We start from the raw sequence: 18,104 nt of genomic DNA on the forward strand, positions 1-18,104 counted from the left end.
CTAGGAGGGTGGGGATCATGAGTACGCCGAACCAACCGATGTAAATCCGGTTATCGGTGCTGGTGATCCACTCGCAGAAGCGATCCCATACGTTGGCGCTTTGGCGCTGTTGTAAGGTTGTGGTCATTTGTTTATGATTGCTTTTGTTTTAATGAGTTGAGTAGGTAAGCTTGCCTACTTGAATACTACCTTAGAGCAAAAGTTTTGATTTGTAAAGGGATTTTAATTAAAGTTTTCTGATGAACAAGATTTGTATTTCTAATGAATCGCATCCCAGACACGATTCAATCAGGTTTCATCAACCAGGGGGCCACTCCATGGGTCTTCCTCCCAGGATATGTAAATGTAAATGGTAGACAGTTTGACCACCATCAGCGCCGTTATTGATGACCACACGATAACCGTTGGTTAATCCAGCAGCTGCGGCCACTTGTTGGACGGTTAATAGAAGATGTCCTAATAGAGCTTGGTCTTGAGATTCGGCATCTGCTAATTTAACTATGGGTTTTTTGGGAATGACAAGGATGTGAACTGGTGCTTGAGGGTTGATGTCTTTGAATGCTAGGGCTAATTCATCTTCGTAAACAATATCTACGGGAATTTCCCGGCGAATGATTTTGCTGAAAATTGTGTCGCTGGTTTGGCTCATAGGGATTTAGCTACTCATCTGCTCAAGATTTTAGGCGATCGCTTGAATTTTCCGCTCATATAAAATTGTCTATGTGGTTTCACTCATGGCAATATACTGAGTAATGTGCTAAAAGGTGAAAATACTGAATATATATAGAAAAAATGCTTGCTAGAGTCTGGAGTGCATCTATTGTAGGCATTGATGCCGTCAAAGTAGGCGTGGAAGTCGATGTCTCAGGGGGTTTACCGGGGATTGTCGTTTTGGGACTACCAGATTCGGCTGTGCAAGAATCTCGAGAAAGAGTCAAGGCGACATTAAAGAATGCTGGTTTTGCGTTCCCCATGCGGAAAATTGTGATTAACTTGACTCCCGCAGATTTACGCAAGGAAGGGCCTTGTTTTGATTTACCCATTAGTATAGGCATTTTGGCGGCTTCAGAACAGGTGAGTCCTGATTTATTGGGAGATTATCTTTTCCTGGGTGAAGTCTCTCTAGATGGTAGTTTACGCCCTGTGGCTGGGGTTCTACCCATTGCAGCTGCAGCACAAAAAATGGGAATTGCCGGTTTAGTGGTTCCGGCGGATAATGCCCAAGAGGCAGCAGTAGTAGAAGAATTGACTGTTTACGGTTGCACAAATCTCGCCGATGTGGTAGAACTATTAAATAATCCGAAAGGTTACAAACCTGTAAAGCCAGAAAATTTACAGGGGTTACCAAAAACGCCTTACGCCGGACCAGATTTAAAGGATGTCAAAGGACAGGCTCATGCTCGTCGGGCTTTGGAAATTGCGGCGGCTGGTGGTCATAATTTAATCTTTGTCGGACCGCCGGGGAGTGGTAAAACTATGTTAGCCAGACGGTTACCAGGAATTTTACCACCTTTGCAGTTTGCCGAGTCCCTAGAAGTGACTCGGATTCACTCTGTAGCGGGGTTATTAAAAAACCGCGGCTCCTTAGTGCGCGATCGCCCCTTCCGCAGTCCTCACCATTCAGCATCGGGACCTTCTCTAGTTGGAGGTGGGAGCTTTCCCCGTCCAGGAGAAATTTCTTTATCTCACCAAGGGATTCTGTTTCTCGATGAGTTAACGGAATTTAAACGGGATGTTTTAGAATTTCTGCGCCAACCCCTAGAGGATGGCTATGTGACAATTTCCCGCACCAGACAATCTGTAATGTTTCCGGCGCAGTTTACCTTAGTAGCTAGCACTAATCCCTGTCCCTGTGGTTACTATGGCGATACTATTCAACCATGTACCTGTTCACCGAGACAAAGGGAAAACTATTGGGCGAAGCTTTCGGGTCCGTTAATGGATCGCATTGACTTACAAGTGGCAGTGAATCGCTTAAAACCGGAAGAAATTACCCAAGAACCCACAGGAGAGGCTTCGGCTGCAGTTTTAGAAAGAGTCAAACAAGCGCGAGAAATCGCTAATACCCGTTTCCAATCCGAAGCAAATCTGCGTTGTAATGCTCAAATGCAAAGTCAGCATCTGCAAAAATGGTGTAAGTTAGATGATTCTAGTCGCGGCTTATTAGAAGCAGCAATTAGAAAACTGGGGTTATCAGCCAGAGCCAGCGATCGCATCCTGAAAGTAGCGCGGACAATTGCAGATTTAGCCGCAGAAGATGAAATTAAAGCCAATCATATCGCCGAAGCAATTCAGTATCGGACTATCGACAGAATGCAGTGAAATTTTTTGCCTATTAAACTGTAGAATATGACAGTTGTATTCTGCCGCGAACGTTGATTGAGCGTTATACTTTGCCCGAAATGGGCAACCTGTGGACTGAATCTTACAAATTAAAAACCTGGCTACAGGTAGAGATTGCAGTTTGTGAAGCCCAAGCTGAACTGGGTTATATCCCTGCTCAGGCAGTGGAGGAAATTAAAGCTAAGGCGAATTTTGACCCGAAGCGAGTGTTAGAAATTGAAGCTGAAGTCCGTCATGATGTCATTGCCTTTTTAACTAATGTCAATGAATATGTAGGTGATGCGGGACGCTATATTCATCTAGGGTTAACTAGCTCCGATGTCTTAGACACAGCTTTAGGACTGCAATTAGTTGCTAGCCTGGATGTAATATCCCAACATCTGGAAAATTTGATTCAGGCAATTCGCCAAAAGGCGCGAGAACACCGTAATACAGTCATGATTGGCCGTTCCCACGGGATTCACGCCGAACCCATGACCTTTGGTTTTAAGTTAGCTGGATGGTTAGCAGAAGTGCTGCGCCATCAACAAAGGCTCAAAGTCCTACGGGAAACCATCGCCGTGGGTAAAATTTCCGGTGCGGTGGGAACCTATGCTAATATTGAACCACGGGTGGAAGCCATCGCTTGCCAAAAACTGGGACTCAAAGCTGATACAGCCTCGACACAAGTTATTTCTCGCGATCGCCATGCCGACTACGTGCAACAATTGGCCTTAGTTGCTGCATCCATTGAACGCTTTGCCGTAGAAATTCGCAACCTCCAAAAAACAGACGTTTTAGAAGTTGAAGAATTTTTCGCCAAAGGTCAAAAAGGCTCCTCAGCAATGCCTCACAAACGCAACCCCATCCGTTCCGAAAGGCTAACAGGAATGGCGCGCTTAGTCAGAAGTCATGCGGGAGCAGCCCTAGAAAACGTCGCCTTGTGGCATGAACGGGACATTTCCCATAGTTCCGTAGAACGGGTGATTTTACCAGATGCTTGCATTTTAACACACTTTATGCTAGTTGAAATCACAGAACTGGTAAAAAACCTGCTAGTCTATCCAGAAAACATGGCGCGGAACCTCAACTGTTACGGCGGTGTGGTGTTTAGCCAAAAAGTCCTACTAGCCTTGATAGACAAAGGACTAAAACGAGAAGAAGCCTATGGGATTGTCCAAGATAGCGCCCATGCTGCTTGGAACAAACCAGAAGGAAACTTCCACGACCTCATCACTCAAGACCCCCGTGTAACTCAAAAGTTATCACCTGCAGAAATTGCTACCTGTTTTGACCCACAACAACACCTGCGGCATTTAGATCAAGTTTACCAAAGACTAGACATTTAGAAACAAGTAGGCACAGACCACCACCAGAGCAAAGAGAAAGGGACAATCAAAAGTTTTCCTTCTCTTTGTTCCCTGGTGCGGTTCCCAAAAAAAAAGATAAAATCCAGAATCAATACACCTCAACTCTAGCCAAACCATAGGGAACCTCGCGAGCAAAGCCCACATGGTCACCAGAAACTTGATAGTGGAACACTCCCTGGGGTGTCGGTACAAATCCTAAATCCCTGATAGCAATTTCTATGTTAGTTCCCGAAGCCACAGGTTGAGCAAAATTGATTTTCAAGCTGTCCTCTTCCCTAGAAACCTCTGCATCAATAGTTGCACCCGACTCATCAGTGACCTGAATATTATCACCAATATCCATAAGTTCCGACGGACGAATAGTAACGCTAGATAAAGGTTGTTCACCAGTATACAGACTAATGTAATGCCTATCAGTTAAACCAGTAGTACCGCTAATCCGAGGAGCATTCTGATCATACTCGATTTCTTGACCCTGAGCTATAGCCGGAACACCCATAGATGCGATCGCTAAACTTAAAGTCCATAAGCAAATCAATTTTTTCATCATCCAACTCCAATAAATAGAATTGTTCAGAATCAATCAACCTCACAGAAGACAGATCCCAAAAACATTCATCTGTGGTTAATTAATTCCGACAATTTGTGGAGACAAAAGAACTCAGTCATCTGAGAACCTGTTAAATTTCAAGTTACAAAACTTAAAAATAGATTACGTCTTACCAACGGGATATTTAGTGCGCAGTTATCATCTGAAAGTATGATTTTAATAGAAGCGGGGGCGTAAAGTGCTACGTCCCCATAGAGAGAATTACTATCACTGCAAAAGGCCAATCAGATGTAGCAAACCATGGCCAGTAACTAGCTCAATCATTAAAGCAATAAAACCAAGCATAGCAATACGACCATTCCAGACCTCGGCGCTGGTAGTCATACCCCATTCCCAGTTCTCCTGGGGATACATTTTCACCTTTTTCTTCATTTGTGCAGCTTGGGAAAGCTTGAAACTGGGCTTTTCCACGGACTCAATTACCAGTTCCGCCAGTGCTTGAATAAATACCGGATGAGTATTAGGAGCTGCAGCACGACGGAAGTTATGGATTCCTACATCTTCGGCTATTTCCCGATATTCAATATCAATTTCTTGGAGAGTCTCAATGTGTTCTGAGACAAAACTGATCGGTACAACAACCAAATCTTTTACACCTTGTGCCCCCAGTTGTTGCAGCGCATCTTCAGTATAAGGCTGGAGCCATTCTACCGGACCCACACGACTTTGGTAAGCTAATGTATAAAGATTGGGTCGATTGAGAGTCTGCATAATTAGAGCAGTACATTCCTCGATTTCTTGCTCATAGGGGTCTCCTGCTTCTTCAACATAGCTTTTCGGCACACCATGAGCGCTGAAAAAGATATGAGCCTCATCGGGGTTGGGACATTGGTCTAGTTCTTGGGCGATGAGTTCCGCCATCACCTGGAGATAGCTGGGTTGTTTGTACCAAGAGGGAATGACAGTATAGTCCGTGGGCTGAAGTTCTGGCTGTTCTCGCCAAAGTTTTTCTAACAGCCGAAAACTAGAACCACTCGTACTAATAGAAAATTGTGGGTAAAGTGGTAGAATTACTAGCTGTTCAATTTTATCTTGAGCAATTTGGGCGATCGCCTCCTCTGTGTAAGGATGCCAATAACGCATTCCTACATAGATATTCACTTCTTGTCCCAAATCACCCAACTTTTGTTTGAGAGCTTCTCCTTGAGCCTCCGTGATTCGCCGCAGTGGGGAACCGCCACCAATTTGCTTATAATTAGCTTGAGATGTTTTGGTGCGCCGTGAGGCAATAAACCAAGCTAGGGGTTTTTGCAGCCAGCGAAACGGTAGGCGAATAATTTCTGGGTCGGAAAACAGGTTATACAAAAACGGCCCGACATCCTCTAACTTATCAGGTCCACCGAGATTGAGTAATAAAACGCCTACACGACTCATAGCAGTTATTTTCCCCCAATCCTTTCAGATTTTGTACTAATGTTAACAATTATATCTTTATTAAATATAAAGCTTTCTAGTCAACAAAGATAGAATGTCAACAATCTTAAAACATTGGTGTCAACTATATCAACGGTTTGATAATGCTATGGCTAAAACAGCTTGCAGTGCGCCGTCATTAGTGGAGACTACCCTAATGGTTAAAAAGTGCAGTTTTTGATAATTAGTTTACATAAAGCCTTTTTCAGTCTCATGAAGTACACACCAATTCCCTATTCCCTATTCCCTATTCCCTATTCCCTATTCCCTGTTCCCTGTTCCGGTGTTCCCTCAAACTAAAAAAATTGTACCTCACGAGCATGGGAAATGCTATAATTTCACATATTGCCATGTAGGTTAAAAATAACGCTGTAATAGACCAATTAACACTTCTGGGGTTTCTAGATGGGGTAATACTCCTGTGTCGGCGATCGCATAAAAATCACCAATTGCGGCTGTATTGAGACTAGCTAAACGTCGCCCTAACTTAATGCTAGTAAATTGTGCCGCCTCTCCCCAAAACATCACCGTGGGAATTTGCAGTTGCTGGATGTACAAACTCAAATCAAAATAGAGGTCTCCCCGTAAAAACGCCAAAGCCGAAAACTGAGCATCAGGCTGTTGTGCTGAAGTTAAATAAGCGGCCACAATTTCTCGAGAAACCCGCTGTGGTTTAGCAAACAGAAAATTTTGCAAAAAATTTCTCACAGCAATTTCATTTTCAGCGCCCAGAGTATAAATGAAATTATCCAATAAGGGGGCATTAATAATTGCTAATGGTAACCTACGTCCACTCCCCTGGCCAAAGTCATCAAACCCAGATGGACACACCAAAAACAAGCTTTGAAATAAATCAGGATAGCTAATAGCCAGACGAATAGTCAAAGCCGCCGTCAAAGAAGAAGCCACCACCGTTACTGGTTGGCGACAAGTTTGGCGGATAAACTCGTTAATAGTAGTCAAATAATCGCTAATTTGATAATTCCGCACTGGATGAGCAGAAGCACCCCAACCAATTAAATCAGGTGCCAAGACTCGGTGGGTAGCTGCAAAAGCCGGGTAAACCTTAGACCACTCATAAGCAGAAGCGCCACCGCCAAAATTATGCAGAAACAGTAAAGGTGGTAAATCTTCACTATCAGCATTTAACCAGGGTGCATTGGTCTGAGTATAGTAAACTATAGCCCCGAGGGATGTATTAATCACTTTCTCCCCAAAGCCGGGAGGTTGAAACTGCAGCATGATCAATTTTTTCCAGTCAAATGAACCAGTGTATCGAGTTGCTCACCACGAATTTGATAAGCTGTACCAAAACCAATCACAAAACGACCAGCACTAGGAGTTAAGCGAAAAATCCGAAAATCAGGTAAACTGCGGAAAACTGCAATTAATTCTCCAAAACGGGCTTGAAATTCAGCCACAACCTGGTTCCAAGCCTCAGTTTCACGCTCCATCAAAGTAGCAGTACAATCAAAACTCAAACGGCGACGGGCAAAAATTTGGTCACATTTAGATTCATCTTCAATAAATAACACACTCACATGAGGATTCACATGGAGATTTTGGGTGTGGGTGGATAGACCACTCACATAGATATAAATATTTTTAGCTTCATCCATCACAAAAGGCGCATAACTGGCGTTAGGTATTCCTTCGGCGCTAACAGTACCAATGATTATACTTTCGACTGTTTGGGGAAAAGTTTCATACTCAGCTTGAGCTTTTTCAATTTGGCTCATAAATTAACGTTTAACCTAAGTTCCAGAGCGATCGCATTTATTGTACTGGCTATCTAGCCATGTGAGCTGAATACACGGTGATAACTGTTTTCACCTCACCCGCAGCTAAGGGTGGGGGCTGGTGATGGTTCGGTTATTATATATGTATGTAACAGTAAAAATTATGAGGACGCGATTGTGGCTGACAAAAATCGTTCTCAATGGGACCTAGGGAGGTTTATTGACACCCTAACCTATTTCGAGGTGTTTCCTTTGCTTAACTGGGTACAGCAGTTAATTAAGGGTCGTCCTAGTGATCATGGAAATCTACCCAATGGAGGAACAAATGTGGGTGTAATACTGGTAGCAGGTGCCACAGGTGGAGTGGGTAAACGAGTGGTGTCGCGACTCTTAGCAGCAGGTCATCAAGTCCGCGCCCTTGTACGGGATATTGACAGAGCCAGGTCAATACTCGGTAATGATGTTGACTTAGTAGCTGCGGACATCACTAAACCGGAAACTTTAAACCCTATGGTGATGGCTAACGTCAAAGCCATAATTTGTTGTACTGCAGTCCGTGTGCAACCTGTGGAAGGGGACACACCCGATAGAGCCAAATATAATCAGGGTATAAAATTTTATATGCCTGAGATTGTGGGTGATACTCCCGAAAATGTGGAATATCAAGGTGTGAAAAACCTGGTAACAGCTGCGACTCAATATCTCCCCCCAGGTAATGAAAGACTCATCTTTGATTTTACTCACCCCTCGGCTGAATTAAAGACTATTTGGGGGGCAGTGGATGATGTGGTTATGGGTGGTGTGAGTACCAGTAATATGCAACTGTTGGAAAATACAGCGGTGTTTGCTGGGAATGTTTCCACGGCTAACTCTGGGGGGTTTGCTTCGGTGAGAACCAAGAATTTTCAACCTCCCTTTGATTTATCTGGTTGCGAAGGTGTAGAATTACGTGTCAAGGGTGACGGTCAACGTTATAAACTCTTTTTAAGAACAGATACTAAATGGGATGGTGTTGGTTACAGTTATTCCTTTGATACTGTAGATAATACTTGGATAAATATTCGTGTTGCTTTTAAAGATTTAGTTCCCGTCTTTCGCGCCAAGGTGCTGCAAGACTGTCCGCCTATTGATACTGGTAGAGTCGCCTCATTTCAACTGATGTTGAGTAAGTTTGAATATGATGGCGCTTTAAATCCCAAGTTCTCCGCTGGTGGTTTTGCTTTACACATTGAATATATCAAAGCATACGGCGGGGAGACTTTACCCCAGTTTGTCCTGGTTAGTTCCGCTGGTGTGACTCGTCCAGGAAGACCGGGAATTAATTTAGATGAAGAACCCCCAGCAGTCAGATTAAATGACCAGTTGGGAGGAATTTTAACATGGAAGCTGAAGGGGGAAGATAGTTTAAGAGCTAGTGGTATTCCCTATACGATTATTAGACCTTGCGCTTTAACTGAGGAAGTGGGGGGTAAGGAGTTAATCTTGGAGCAGGGTGATAATATTAGAGGTAAAATCAGCCGCGATGATGTGGCGGAGCTTTGTGTGCGATCGCTAGAGCAATCAAAGGCGCGTAATATCACCTTAGAGGTGAAATCAGGAGAAAATATTGCTAATGATATGAATTGGCAACAGCTATTTTCTCATTTACAGCCGGATTGATCAATGCACCGAGGAGACACAGACAAAGGAGGTTAGTTATAACAATTAGCGGTAACAAGTCCATTTATCTATCGCCCAGAACTCTCAATATTCTTGGCACAAATAAGACTCATTACCGCGCTGCTTTGGTTAGCTATCCTAGCAAACTTGAAAAAGCAAGACCAATTAGGCTCTAACCTTCAACAGTCAACTTGCCAACCATACCAGCACCACGGTGAGGTTCGCAATAGAAGGTGTACACCCCAGCAGGTGCGTCTGCGGGAATTGTGGTGGTTTGGCGTTGACCAGGACTCATCAGTAATTGCTTGTGAGACAACCCTTTAGCCAAGTCAGCACTCTTAGCAGGGTTTTGGGCTGGGTCGAAGACAACGTTATGGGGAGGAACTTTGTTGTTTACCCACTCAATAGTGTCGCCTGCTTTAACTTTCAGTTCTTTAGGTTCAAAGGCGAGCATTCCTTTGTCGCTACCTAGTTTGACCTGGAAGGTTTCAGCTGAAGCGCTGGGTGTGAAAATGACGAAGCTGCTAACAACTAAAAGAACTGTCAACACCGATAAAGTCAAACGTCGCCAGCTTGCAGCAAATAATTTCATGGCTTTCTCCTAACTATAGTTTTTATTTCCCTTTCCCATTTTAAATAAAATTAACGCCAAAATATGACAATCTGTCGTAGATAAAATTTTTTTTTTACAATTGGCGCTAAATCATGAGCATATCTTGTGTAATTACAGAGAATTACCCGGAGTCTTTACACTCAATAGTTTATGCCTAGATTGACGATTTTCACAGCAGGTTTTGCCAATTTTGATGTAGGGACAAAATAAATTAATTGTCCCTACATAAACTCCATCCGAAAGGTTTGACCAAGAAATTAGACAGGCTTTTGACTTGATGTGTACTCAGTACCCGGCTAAAAGTTATCTCTTGGGAATTTAGTAATAAATCTTACCGCCTCCCCACTTATCACCAACTATCTTTGGTTGTAGCAGAATATGACCAGCGATCGCCACTAAGTCATCTTCGGTGAGATTTCTCATTTCTGTGAAAATATCCGCACTCTTGAGGCTGGGGTGTAACTCAGAAATTTCCTCTTCTCCATCATAGGTAGTGGGATTTTTCATATAGTCCACCAATCCCTCAATATTATCCCGCTTTGGTGTTGCCAGTGCCAGAGCTTCAGGTTCTAGTCCCACATTTTGGTTAGTCTTGGTAACACCCCCAGCATGACATTGGGCGCAAGCGTATTGAAATAAGCGTTTACCTTCTTTTACTTGTTTAAGGCTCAGTACAACCTGGTCACCCTGGTCATTTAATTTCACTGTTCTAATAGCTTCGTCCAGTTCCAATGCTGTGGCGCCACCGACCGCCAACTGAAACGTCAGCAAAATGGTAACAACAACACCAATTAGTCTTTTAAACATGTTTCCCCTCAAAGATGATAACGCTCAACACAGCTAATAAAGCGATGCTCAATCTCCATCTTGCCATTAGCTCAAGCCCGAAATAGCCCTTGACGTGACCACCCTTCGTGATGTGGGAAGTAATTCCCCTTTTGGCTTTTCTCGGCAATTTCCAGGTTATACACAGAAAACACTCTTGCTACAGGACGACTGTAGTCTGTTGCTATCTCTGCGGTCAGTAGGTTTGCAAAACCCATAATAGTGATTAGCACAACAGATAGAGATTGAGTCGCTCTAATACCAATATCATGTTCAGAGTCCAATTTGTTGCCTAAAATCTGGTTATAGTTGACTTGGGATCAAAGGCTCATAAGTCAATATCAACTTCATATTATTTAATATTCCCATCAACCTTTTCCCCCGGTAAATGTCGCACCTTGAATAAAGTAGCGGTTAAAAAAACCATAAATCCCCAAAGCTGGTAAAGTGAAGACCATAGAAGCAGCCATAATGTAATTCCAATAGCTGATATATTGACCTTTGAAGCTGTTCAGTCCCAACGGGAGAGTAAACATTTCTGGGTCAAACAAGATGACAATGGGGAGTAAAAAATTATTCCAACTACTCATAAACACAAAAACCGCCTGTGCTGCTAATGCAGGCTTTGCGAGGGGTAAGACAATGTGGCGAAAAATTCCCCAGGTATTTAAACCATCTAATTGACCTGCTTCTTCTAATTCTTGAGGAAAATTTCCAAAAAACTGCCGCATCATAAAAATGAATGTAGCGTTGACCATGGCGGGAACAATCATACCCTGGTACGAATTTAACCAGCCAATAGCTTTCAAAATTAAGAATGTGGGAATTAGGGTAATTTGTGTCGGTACTGCTAACAGTGCCAAAATTAAGAAGAACCAGAAGCGGTTACCCGCAAAACTTAGCCTGGCTAAAGCATACCCCGCCATGGAGTTGAAGAGCAAATTTAAGCCCGTGACACTCACAGCAATAAACACACTATTAAAAAACCAACGCCAAAACAGCGGTTCTTGCACAAATATCTGTCGGTAATTATCGAAAGTAAAATTTCTGGGCAAAAAATTTAACTCACCACTGATAATCTCTGATAGCGGTTTAAATGATGCTGACAGCGCCCACAGGAAAGGAACCAAGGTAATTACTGCATAGAGGGTCAGCACCAGGTATAACAGTACTTTCAGCCCAGGTAATCGCCTAATATTACTCATGTCCTTTCCCCTCCAAAAATCCGTTGCTGCATCAAAGTCACGGCAATAATGATCACTGCCAGCAGAAAAGCCATGGCCGCAGCATAACCCATCTGTAGATTGCGGAAGACAGCCTGGTAAATTAGTAGTACCATAGTCAAAGTGGCATTATTAGGGCCACCACTACCAGCAGAAAAAATATAAGACTGGTCAAAAAGCTGAAAAGTCCCAATGATGCCAATAGCCACCACAAAAAAAGTTACAGGTTTGAGCAAAGGAATGGTAATATAAATAAACTGTTGCCATAAATTGGCTCCATCGAGTTCTGCCGCTTCATAGAGTTTTTGGGGTATATCCTGCAAAGCAGCCAAATAAATCACCATATAAAATGGTGCCGTTGACCAAATATTCATGATCATAATCCCTTTGAGGGCTACATCTGGGTCACCCAACCAGTTATAAGTAGGTAACCCCACAAAAGCCAGAACATGATTTAATAGCCCATCGGTGTTATAAATCCACATGAATATCAGAGTTAGCACCGCAGAGGATGTGACAGTGGGTAAAAAGAACAAGATACGCCAAGAGTTTTGACCCCGAATACCAGAATTGAGGGTTACTGCCAGCAATAAAGCTAAAATGGTTTGAGATGGTACCACAATGGCCACATATTCTGCGGTATTTCTCAAAGCAATTCCTACCCGGTCATCTGCAACTAAGCGGGTGAAATTGCGAAAGCCAATGAAATCGTACTCAATACCCCCTAGCAGTTGCACTTTGTGCAGGGAAAGAAACACCGCGTAAAAGATGGGGAGGATGACAAAACACCCTAAAACCAATATAGTGGGCATCATAAAGATGTAGCCAGTTAGGGTTTCGGTAAGATTCCATCTGCGATTGATTCGCCGCCAATTCATTTCAAACACAATTAAACCTCCGCCTCTAGTAGTCACCCGGTTGTAGGGATGGGGCGCATGGTCTTTATCCTAGCGCTGGGAAGTTAAAAAAAGGATATACAGTTACAACAGAAATTGAGAGCTTAGGGGATGTTTGGAAAGTGTTAAACAGGTAATTTTTATATTAGGGAACAGGGAACAGGGAACACACAAAAAACAATCAAATCCAGTCCCCTCCCCTTACAAGGGGAGGGTTAGGGAGGGGTCAAACAATAGTTGATACACTCATCATGACTTATCAAACATCCTCTTAGGGGAATGTGATCAATAGTCTCTTAATCAGTTCAACATATGTATATGTTGAACATATGGTTATATATAGATATATAACCATGGTATGATTTATTTCAAAAGAGCTTGAAAGGATGAGTACTTGCCATGAGTGACGATTATGCAAATAATACTAGTACCACCGGCTACTTAGCAGTGGGGGGGTCTACTACGGGAAGACTGGAAGTCACAGGCGATCGCGACTGGTTTGCCATTGATCTGGAGGCCGGGGCACAGTACAGATTTAATCTCAATGGTAACACCCTGAGTGATAGCTATTTACGTTTGTTGGATAGCAACGGTAACCTCATCGCCCAAAATGACGATGCCAACTCTACCCTGAATTCTGCCATTGTTTTCACTGCGAATAGGTCAGGAAGATTCTATCTCTCGGCTGGTGCTTATGGAGACTTGTATGGAGGCACTTATACCCTCTCTTCTACGCTCCTATCTGCTGCTCCCGTTGACGATTATGCAGATAATACCAGTACCACCGGCTACTTAGCAGTTGGGGGGTCTACTACGGGTAACCTGGAAGTTAGAGGCGATCGCGACTGGTTTGCCATTGATCTGGAGGCCGGGGCAGAGTACAGATTTAATCTCAATGGTAACACCCTGAGTGATACATATTTACGTCTGTTGGATAGCAGCGGTATCGTCATCGCCCAAAATGACGATGCCAACAACTCTACCCTGAATTCTGCCATTGTTTTCACCGCCGATAGCTCAGGCAGATTCTATCTCTCGGCTGGTGCTTATGGAGACTCCGGTAGAGGCACTTATACCCTCTCTTCTACGCTCCTATCTGCTGCTCCCGTTGACGATTATGCAGATAATATCAGTACCACCGGCTACTTAGCAGTTGGGGGGTCTACTACGGGTAACCTGGAAGTTAGAGGCGATCGCGACTGGTTTGCCATTGATCTGGAGGCCGGGGCAGAGTACCGATTTAATCTCAATGGTAACACCCTTAGTGATACCTATTTACGTCTGTTGGACAGCAACGGTAACCTCATCGCCCAAAATGACGATGCCAACAACTCTACCCTGAATTCTGCCATTGTTTTGACGGCGAATAGCTCAGGAAGATTCTATCTCTCGGCTGGTGCTGACAATGATAGCTACTCAGGCACCTACATCCTCTCTTCCACCCTCCTATCTCTGGCTCCACAACCAGAGCCTCAACCAGAGCCTCAACCTGAGCCACAACCCGAACCTCAACCCGAACCACAACCCGAACCACAACCCGAACCTCAACCCGAACCTCAAGATCCCGGTGAAACCATCGATTCTGCGTTAGATTTAGGCAATCTTAACGCAGATGGTATCTTGCAAACTAGTGACAGTGTTGGCAATGGTGACCCTCGTGACTTCTATCGCTTTCAGGTTGACACATCACTGTATGTAGTAATTCGCCTGACAGACCTGAGTAGTGACATTGATATTGTTCTCCGTAATAGCAGTGGTACTGCAATGATCCGCTCCGAAAACAGCCGGACGAGTGATGAGGTGATTTCGTCTACCCTCAATCCTGGTACTTACTACTTAGAGGTATACCCTTATAGTGGTAGTAGTAGCTATAACCTGGAACTGACAGCCAGCATTCCTCCCCAATTACCAGATAATTACAGTGCTATCAATGGTTACGGTGAAACCAGAGTTGATTTGGCTTTAGGGGAATTACTGGGTATCAATTTACCAAGCGTCCCTTCATTGGGAGGTAACAATTGGGGTCTTGATCGGATTGGAGCGCCTGAAGCATGGGCTATGGGCTACACAGGAGAAGGTAGAGTTGTAGCTGTCTTAGATACTGGTGTGGACTGGAGTCACCCATCCCTGAGAAATAACATCTGGAGTAATACAACAGAAATTTCCGGGAATGGTATTGATGATGACGGTAACGGCTATATCGATGATGTCCGGGGTTGGGACTTTGCTTATAACGACAACAACCCCAATGATGTAGATGGTCACGGCACTCATGTAGCTGGTATCGTTGCTAGTGTAGCCCCGGATGTCTTAATTATGCCTGTGAAGGTACTTGGTGACGATGGATCGGGTTCTACTACAAATATTGCGGCTGGCATTCGCTATGCCGCAGATAACGGTGCTAATGTGATTAATATGTCCCTCGGTGGTGGTGGGGTGAGTACAGAAATCAATAATGCCATTGATTATGCCACTGCTAGAGGTACATTAGTTGTTATGGCTGCTGGCAATGCAGGCGGGGCTAGCCCGGAGCAGCCCGGGGCTTACGCAGCAGAACATGGATTAGTAGTAGGTGCAATAGATAGCAACGGTAACATCGCCAGTTTCTCTAACCGTGCTGGCAGTGCGCCCCAGGATTATAACGGTGATGGACTGGCATTTCCCAGCTATGTTACAGCAGCAGGGGTGAATGTTTATTCTACAATTCCTGGTGGTCGCTTCGCCAGGTACAGCGGGACTTCTATGGCAGCGCCCCATGTTGCAGGTGCTGCAGCAATTGTCATGGGCGCAGCACCTAGTCTATCTCCTAGAGGGGTAGCCGATATCATTACCGGAACTGCGGTGCCTGGAGGTAGTAATTTCGCATCCCTCCAACAAGAACCTACAAGTCTCCAGACTGCGGGGAAAGAAGAGACCTTTTACGCCTGGGTTTGACCAGAAAACGAGACCTGAGCCAATGGCTTTTAGACATGGGGATCAGTCGATAGCGACTTTAGTCGCATTAGAACGATTGACTGGCTTTAGCCACAGTGGTATAATGGTCTAAACGAGTAAGAATAACCATCTACGTGATGATTCATCCTAGTGCGGATAAATCCCGGCAACAGACATATCCAACTTGATTTGGAATAGTTAAAGGGCAAATAATGGCAGGATGTTGAGCGTACCTAACTGGCATTGCGATGGACTCACCAAAGCAAAAAAAATAAAAGTAAGCGCAATTGCATTACCTTTTGTACTGGTAGTTGTTTTGAGCGTGTAGGGTGTTTTTGCCAGCACCATTGAAGGTCAGTTTGGTGAATCTTCAAGAATCCCCCGGCTTTAGACCTGGGGAGTGTCAAGCGTTTTCAGACATCCTCTAAGAAGGGGATCATTAATTCAACTACTAGGGGCGGGTGTACTAATATGCTGGTTAATAATCAATGATACCTGTCATATAGGTGGCGTAGCCATACCCGCTTCTACCTAGCAGAACTGGAGGTTATTTATAATTGTCAGAAAATGATATAATCAAATTATAATTGTTCTTTAATTGCCTCAAATATCCAATTAGGAATATAGTGTTCTGTTGTGTAAATGTAATTATATTTCTGCTCTATTTCTTCCCAGTTAATTGTGGTATTAGATAATATTTCCTCAGTGAAAATATCTAAAGCTCTACCAGATAAACCTCTTTCTAAGCATTTTTTCATCAATAACCAACTTTCCTCAATTTCTCCAATACATTCAAAGGGTGTATGTTCTGTTAAGCCTAGCATTGCTCGGAAAGTAGGGGTTAACTCTACATCATCAAATAAATTTCCTTGAAAAACCTGGTTAACAACATCTAGGCGAGAAAATGCCATCAAACCCAACCAGACATAAGCACATTTAGGACATTTCTTACACCAAGGCTTTTTGACGTTACAGGAATGAATTTTGGAGACAAATTCTGGGTATTTACTAAAGTTACGAAAAATGCGAAAGTCATAAATGGGTTGTAGAATACTGAAATATTTAAAGTTGCTTAATAAGTTATCCCTGATAAATTTATCTAATATGTATTCGGCTTCTACACCTTTGCCCCACTGATGATTAACTTCCCTGTTTATTTCATGCCAAAATAAGTTACCATGATTGGCGCTTTTTTCATGGGCTAAACATAGATAATTATATCCTTGATCTAACATGAGAATCAAAGATAAAAAAATAGAGATGGGTGTTTCTGGAGCAATAATACCGGAGTTTGCCGGTAAATATAATTTTAAAAAGGGAAATTCAGTAAAATCATCGTAAATAGATATTTGATGCTTTTGGGTTGGATGAACACATTCTAATACTTGGGAAATCAGTTCATGCTGAACATCTGCTTTGCCATAAGTGCTATGGGAATATTGCATAGAAGCAAAAGGAATACCTCCCACTTCTAACATTTTCATAGCTAAAATACTGTCTTTACCACCTCCGCAACCAGTGAGGACAGTTTGATCATTACCTAAAATTCGAGCAGGTTGATGTACTCCTAAGTCTTGGGAATAAATAATATCTGGTTGTTGATAATCGGTGACCTTGTTCTCATACCAATGTTGTGCAAATACACCTTGATATATCTTCACAAACAAATCTAAGGCATTAGGTTCTAGATATTCAGCAACGACAGAAATATCATAGTATTGAGGAAATAATGAGCATAGCTTCATTCCCTCAAACAGAGCAATATGAGCAACTACCCGCTTTATAAAAAATTGAGAGTATGTTTCTATCAGTTTGGCAAAAGATACTTCATGATAGAAAATTTTAGTAGAGAATTGAAACTGATCTACAGTATAGGTAAGGTTTAAATGGTGTTCATGTATAGTAAAGTCAGCAATTTTAACTGTGTTAATGATGTGATCTGATTGATGAACTACCATCCCCATGTACCTGCACCACCTTTAAATGGTCCAACAATATCTGCAGTGATCCATCCTCCGTAGAAATCACCAGATTGGGGCACTACTAGCTCGTCATTCACATAACAAGCATCCATTAAAGCTGCTATAAAGCCATAGTATTCCCGGATAGGAAGAAAATTAGGAGTGGGGTCAAAGTACCTCCAAGCTGCATAGTGAATATATTGATTACCAATGCTGATATCGTAGTATTGATATGCCCCTTTCCATTCGCACAAATTCTTTTTGGGTGTTTCAATTAAATGTTCTAGCTTAATGTCTTCAGGGGGAAAGTAATAAGTGGGAGGATGACTAGTTTCTAATACTCTTTTCCCTCTGCGGGTATCTGCTAAGATAATACCACCACAAATGACTTTGAGGTGTTTATCAGTATCTTGTAAAACTGCGGGACGTGGATAGTCCCAAACTGATTCTTGTCCAGGTTTTGGGGGAGTGGGCTGTGGTCTCATTGGGATTGTTCTCCTAGGTTGGTTGAGTTTGTGGCAATTGTGCTAATGACTTCA

At 43.2% G+C, this 18,104-nt stretch carries 16 protein-coding genes and 1 pseudogene; 4 read left to right on the forward strand and 13 right to left on the reverse strand.

Features of this window, described 5'->3' with window-relative positions:
- Both NWP22_RS04295 and NWP22_RS04300 read right to left on the reverse strand, forming a co-directional pair.
- Window positions 1–127: pseudogene (locus NWP22_RS04295) on the reverse strand (photosystem II q(b) protein); the annotation flags it as partial.
- A gap of 171 nt (window positions 128–298) precedes the next feature.
- On the reverse strand, window positions 299–649 hold the full coding sequence (locus NWP22_RS04300; RefSeq protein WP_271733182.1) for a histidine triad nucleotide-binding protein: 351 nt from the start codon (window positions 647–649) through the stop codon (window positions 299–301).
- A 143-nt stretch (window positions 650–792) separates the two neighbouring features.
- Here NWP22_RS04300 and NWP22_RS04305 point away from each other — a divergent pair, with 143 nt between their 5' ends.
- Window positions 793–2,322, forward strand: coding sequence for a YifB family Mg chelatase-like AAA ATPase (locus tag NWP22_RS04305; protein ID WP_271733184.1), 1,530 nt, complete (start codon window positions 793–795; stop codon window positions 2,320–2,322).
- 53 nt (window positions 2,323–2,375) lie between these two features.
- Window positions 2,376–3,671: an adenylosuccinate lyase gene (purB, locus tag NWP22_RS04310; protein WP_280801563.1), complete on the forward strand. Its 1,296-nt coding sequence runs from the start codon at window positions 2,376–2,378 to the stop codon at window positions 3,669–3,671.
- A gap of 109 nt (window positions 3,672–3,780) precedes the next feature.
- On the opposite strand, the gene NWP22_RS04315 is transcribed toward purB, so the two are convergent.
- The 4 genes from NWP22_RS04315 to NWP22_RS04330 all read right to left on the reverse strand — a co-directional run bounded on the left by NWP22_RS04315 (window position 3,781) and on the right by NWP22_RS04330 (window position 7,454).
- A complete protein-coding gene (locus NWP22_RS04315) occupies window positions 3,781–4,239 on the reverse strand; it encodes a hypothetical protein (RefSeq protein WP_280801564.1) in 459 nt (152 codons plus the stop codon).
- Window positions 4,240–4,509: 270 nt separating this feature from the next.
- Window positions 4,510–5,676, reverse strand: coding sequence for a ferrochelatase (gene hemH, locus NWP22_RS04320; protein ID WP_271733187.1), 1,167 nt, complete (start codon window positions 5,674–5,676; stop codon window positions 4,510–4,512).
- A gap of 396 nt (window positions 5,677–6,072) precedes the next feature.
- The gene (locus NWP22_RS04325; RefSeq protein ID WP_271733188.1) at window positions 6,073–6,957 is read right to left on the reverse strand and encodes an alpha/beta fold hydrolase; all 885 of its coding nucleotides are present in this window, start codon (window positions 6,955–6,957) and stop codon (window positions 6,073–6,075) included.
- A 2-nt stretch (window positions 6,958–6,959) separates the two neighbouring features.
- On the reverse strand, window positions 6,960–7,454 hold the full coding sequence (locus tag NWP22_RS04330) for a HugZ family pyridoxamine 5'-phosphate oxidase (protein WP_271733189.1): 495 nt from the start codon (window positions 7,452–7,454) through the stop codon (window positions 6,960–6,962).
- Between the two features lie 177 nt (window positions 7,455–7,631).
- Here NWP22_RS04330 and NWP22_RS04335 point away from each other — a divergent pair, with 177 nt between their 5' ends.
- Complete coding sequence (locus NWP22_RS04335; protein WP_271733190.1) at window positions 7,632–9,113, forward strand: CIA30 family protein; 1,482 nt, start codon at window positions 7,632–7,634, stop codon at window positions 9,111–9,113.
- Window positions 9,114–9,285: 172 nt separating this feature from the next.
- On the opposite strand, the gene petE is transcribed toward NWP22_RS04335, so the two are convergent.
- From petE to NWP22_RS04360, 5 genes are all read right to left on the reverse strand, one after another.
- Window positions 9,286–9,705, reverse strand: a complete 420-nt coding sequence (gene petE, locus NWP22_RS04340) for a plastocyanin (RefSeq protein ID WP_271733192.1) — start codon at window positions 9,703–9,705, stop codon at window positions 9,286–9,288.
- A gap of 339 nt (window positions 9,706–10,044) precedes the next feature.
- Window positions 10,045–10,533, reverse strand: coding sequence for a photosystem II cytochrome c-550 (gene psbV, locus NWP22_RS04345; RefSeq protein ID WP_271733193.1), 489 nt, complete (start codon window positions 10,531–10,533; stop codon window positions 10,045–10,047).
- A gap of 71 nt (window positions 10,534–10,604) precedes the next feature.
- A complete protein-coding gene (locus tag NWP22_RS04350; protein WP_280801565.1) occupies window positions 10,605–10,769 on the reverse strand; it encodes a hypothetical protein in 165 nt (54 codons plus the stop codon).
- Between the two features lie 150 nt (window positions 10,770–10,919).
- Entirely contained in the window at window positions 10,920–11,756 is an 837-nt protein-coding gene (locus tag NWP22_RS04355; RefSeq protein WP_271733196.1) for a carbohydrate ABC transporter permease, read from the reverse strand.
- Window positions 11,753–12,652 carry a carbohydrate ABC transporter permease gene (locus NWP22_RS04360; RefSeq protein ID WP_271733198.1) on the reverse strand — a complete coding sequence of 300 codons (900 nt, stop codon included), beginning with the start codon at window positions 12,650–12,652 and terminating at the stop codon, window positions 11,753–11,755. The genes NWP22_RS04355 and NWP22_RS04360 overlap by 4 nt, the downstream gene beginning before the upstream one ends.
- A gap of 417 nt (window positions 12,653–13,069) precedes the next feature.
- Between NWP22_RS04360 and NWP22_RS04365 the strand changes: the two genes are divergently transcribed.
- A complete protein-coding gene (locus tag NWP22_RS04365; RefSeq protein ID WP_280801566.1) occupies window positions 13,070–15,604 on the forward strand; it encodes a S8 family serine peptidase in 2,535 nt (844 codons plus the stop codon).
- Window positions 15,605–16,185: 581 nt separating this feature from the next.
- Here NWP22_RS04365 and NWP22_RS04370 read toward each other — a convergent pair.
- Together NWP22_RS04370 and NWP22_RS04375 are read right to left on the reverse strand one after the other, a co-directional pair.
- Window positions 16,186–17,562 (reverse strand): MurL-like N-terminal domain-containing, encoded by a 1,377-nt coding sequence (locus NWP22_RS04370; protein WP_280801567.1) that lies wholly within the window; start codon window positions 17,560–17,562, stop codon window positions 16,186–16,188.
- Entirely contained in the window at window positions 17,556–18,050 is a 495-nt protein-coding gene (locus tag NWP22_RS04375; RefSeq protein WP_271734274.1) for a DUF427 domain-containing protein, read from the reverse strand. Before NWP22_RS04375 ends, NWP22_RS04370 begins: the two co-directional genes overlap by 7 nt.
- Between the last annotated feature and the right edge of the window lie 54 nt (window positions 18,051–18,104).

The organism is Anabaenopsis tanganyikae CS-531 (assembly GCF_029891675.1).
Taxonomy (GTDB): Bacteria; Cyanobacteriota; Cyanobacteriia; order Cyanobacteriales; family Nostocaceae; genus Anabaenopsis; species Anabaenopsis arnoldii.